This window comes from Nibrella saemangeumensis (assembly GCF_039541915.1).
GTDB classification, from domain to species: Bacteria; Bacteroidota; Bacteroidia; order Cytophagales; family Spirosomataceae; genus Nibrella; species Nibrella saemangeumensis.
Window position 1 is genome coordinate 1 of the sequence record NZ_BAABHD010000054.1, and the last position, 3,149, is coordinate 3,149.

The following is a 3,149-nucleotide window of genomic DNA, read 5'->3' on the forward strand; positions in this document are numbered from 1 at the left end:
CCCGACCGAAGGGAGGACCGCATAAAAAAGCCCCGGATGGCTTAGAGCTATCAATCCGAGGCTGGGGCGACTCTCGTCGCGTGGGTGGCCTATCCTCGCGGTTGCCCCTCGGCAGAGCCGCTGACGTTCGGCCAAGTCTATTTCAAACGCTCCTGCAAAAGCTTCAGAATCGCTTCCTGCGTCTGCCGGATGCTGGTCATCTCATTTTGTAAGCTATCTACCTTGCCTTCCATCCGATTGGACTGCACCGTCAAGTTAGCCACGGCGCTGGCCACGCTTTCAACCTTACGCTCTACACTGCTCACGCGCGGGGCAAGGTCATCGAGCTTGACGTTGTGCAGGGATACCTGGTCAACGATGATACCGATCTGGCCGAGCATGCGATCCTGCTTACGGGCCATATCGGCAATGATGGGTTCTAACTGGTCAAGGCGTTGCTCAGGAGTCATGCTTGCAAAAGTAGTTGAAGTTCGGATAAGGAGAAGTATCTACGTGGCAGTCTATCCGGTATCAATCTTTCCAAACGAGGAATCCGGTTTTAACAACTACTTCCGGAATGTCATCAAATGCGGCTTTAAGCCGATCCACAATATCACCTAAAGGATAAAAACGGCCATTAATCTCATAACCCTCCTGCTCCATTAGCTGTTTCCGCTGTGCGGGCGTAATCCGAGGATCTGTGATTAGTCTAGGCATACTCGTGTAAGCTAAGATATCAACCTTTAGCTGCTTACCTTGAGTAAGTTTAACCTTAATCGTCCCTGACTTCCTAATTAGGCGTTTACCTGTTGGAGTAGCTTCAACTTCTTCAGCGTCTGCATCTTGAATATTGTCCATAGAAGAATGTTTAGGTATGGTTACCGCCCGTTACCAGCGCGTAAGATTTGTAAGATCATCTCCACGTTCTGATTAATACCATCCATCCTTTGGCTGAGACTATTAACTTTTTGACTCAGATCAGTTTGGCCTTCTTCTAACTTGGATTGACTGGTTTTCAGATCGGCTACTTCCTTCAGGAGGAATTGAACGTTATCACTTTGCTTAGTTACTGCATCAGCAACCTGGCTTATAGCCACAACCACTTGGCGGTTTTGGGCAGCTACCCGATCTAACTGAGCCGATACCTCGGCTACTAAAGGCTCTAACTGATCAAGGCGTTTCTCTGGGGTCATGGAAGCAAATGTATCAATATTTGAGTTGGATTGATTGGGGCTTCTCAGCAGGATTGTCGAAGTAATAACCGTCAATAGCATCTGCGATCATGGCTTTTAGCTCCTCAAAGGTGTCGCCTTGAGTGATGATCGTGCCGTTCTCCAGGCGGCTCTTGGCCACATAACCCCCGTTCTTGTCAGGTTCTATAGTAAACGCTAGCTCCTTCACTACTCAAGTTTTAAAGGTTCTGACTGAAACAAATCTAGCTGGTTAGGCGACCCCTTGTCTTTCTCTTTCTTTTTTTTCACATACATCTTTGTGAAAGCTACTCGATCACCATTAAATACAACAAGAGGATTTATAAAATACTTGTAGTGGCGGTTGCTTCTGGCAATAATACCCGCTTCTATGAGTGCTGTCAATCCTAGAAATACACTTTGTTCAGAGGCATATCCGGTGTACTTAAGGCACTCGTCCATTTCAAAAAGGAAAGTGTCTTGCTTTGGCTTTATGACAGTTAATATATAGCTAAATACCCGCATAGCTTGTTTGTTTAATTCCCAAAACGCGGTTAATTGGCTGATGTATAGCTTGGCAAACTTTTCTTCATCTACCTCGATATAGCGCATGAAAGCACTATATCCAGTTACCTCTCCATCACTTGAGGTTATCATCTGAATTTCATCCCTGTTCTTTGGATGTATGATTTGCTGACGTTGGATGATTTTAACGTCTTTAACGGCTTTATCAATAAATGGATTCTCATCATGAGCAGGTAAATCAGTTATTTTTTTGTACTTAGTAGGCATATTAGTACAAGTATTATTTTAAAATCTTTGCTGCAAGGTACAAAAAAAAGTTTACCCTTTCACAACCAAAATTTGTACTTTTTTCCCCGAAAGTACAAATAGAACTTGTACAGGGTACAAGTTCTATTTGTACAGGGTACAAATGACCCCCCTTGATAATCAATGTGTTACAAAGGCTTATTTCTTAGGTTCTTAAATAAGTTTTAGCTACATCCTTGGTCTAAAGCCCCTCTTTGGCCTTTGCTGCTGCTGTTTTTTCTCTTCTGGCTGGGCCTTCACCAACTGACCGTTCTTGTACTCCACGCCCTGCTGTTTGAGGGCTGCTTTCAGGGCTTTCAGCTCCTGCTCGGCCTGGCTCTGCCGTTTCTGACCCCGGGCCTCCAGCATGGTCTGGATCTGACGCGCTTTTTTAGCTTGCTCCTGCTTCGCTACGTCTCGGGCGTACTTCTCGGCGGCCTGCCGGGTGATCGTCGCCTGACGGGCAAGTTCGGCGCTAATACGGGCCTCTTCGGCCTGCTTCCACTGCTCCCGGTTGAACAGCGGTGGGTTTTCCAGTTGGATGGGCTGGCCAGCTTCCACCGTGAAGCTCGGACTACTAGCCGGCGTGAGCTCCTGCAGGGCGCTGTAGAACTGCTTGCGCTCGATATGCTGGGCCTTACTCCCCCTTAACCCCCTTTCCAACCCTAACCCTTCTACGGCCTGGGCAAAGCTGTCCTGAAGCTGCGACAGCTTCTCCCGGCCCCCGAAGTACGCCCGCGCATTCAGCTTGCCTTTGGCGTCGATGGGAACGATTACCGCGTGGATGTGGGGGGTCTGCTCGTCCTGGTGGACGTGAAAGCTCACGATGTTCTGTTTGCCGTACCGCTCGGTGAGCCATTGCAGGGTCTGCTCCTGAAAAGCTTTCCAGCGGTCCCAGTGCTGCCAGAGCTGGGCCTGCCCCTGCTCAGAATAGCGTTTATACTCGCTCTGGCGAAAGAACTCGGGGCTAGCCGTAATCAGATGCTCCACGGCATAGACGGCGTTGCTGCGGGGCGTTATGCCCGCTTCCTGAATGCGCTGCTGAATGTCCTTCCACAGGTCACCCGTGCCGATCACCCGCTGGTTGTACCTGGCCAGCTCCGGATCGGCGTTGGGTACCTTCATGGTCCGCTCCAGGTGGTGGCCCAATCCGCCGGCATTGCCGCCCGG

General features: G+C 49.3%; 6 protein-coding genes. All 6 read right to left on the reverse strand.

All coding sequences use genetic code 11. The annotated features are described in order from the left end of the window. Positions 1-137: 137 nt before the first annotated feature. Positions 138-449, reverse strand: a complete 312-nt coding sequence (locus ABD949_RS18310) for a hypothetical protein (RefSeq protein WP_345245610.1) — start codon at positions 447-449, stop codon at positions 138-140. A 61-nt stretch (positions 450-510) separates the two neighbouring features. After that, a complete protein-coding gene (locus ABD949_RS18315; RefSeq protein ID WP_345245612.1) occupies positions 511-837 on the reverse strand; it encodes a hypothetical protein in 327 nt (108 codons plus the stop codon). Positions 838-857: 20 nt separating this feature from the next. Continuing rightward, positions 858-1,172, reverse strand: coding sequence for a hypothetical protein (locus tag ABD949_RS18320; protein ID WP_345245614.1), 315 nt, complete (start codon positions 1,170-1,172; stop codon positions 858-860). A 13-nt stretch (positions 1,173-1,185) separates the two neighbouring features. Continuing rightward, on the reverse strand, positions 1,186-1,380 hold the full coding sequence (locus tag ABD949_RS18325) for a type II toxin-antitoxin system HicB family antitoxin (RefSeq protein ID WP_345245616.1): 195 nt from the start codon (positions 1,378-1,380) through the stop codon (positions 1,186-1,188). Further along, positions 1,380-1,961, reverse strand: a complete 582-nt coding sequence (locus tag ABD949_RS18330; RefSeq protein ID WP_345245618.1) for a replication/maintenance protein RepL — start codon at positions 1,959-1,961, stop codon at positions 1,380-1,382. Before ABD949_RS18330 ends, ABD949_RS18325 begins: the two co-directional genes overlap by 1 nt. Positions 1,962-2,168: 207 nt before the next feature. Continuing rightward, positions 2,169-3,149, reverse strand: a 981-nt coding sequence (mobV, locus tag ABD949_RS18335; RefSeq protein ID WP_345245620.1) for a MobV family relaxase, incomplete at its 5' end; no start/stop codon positions are given.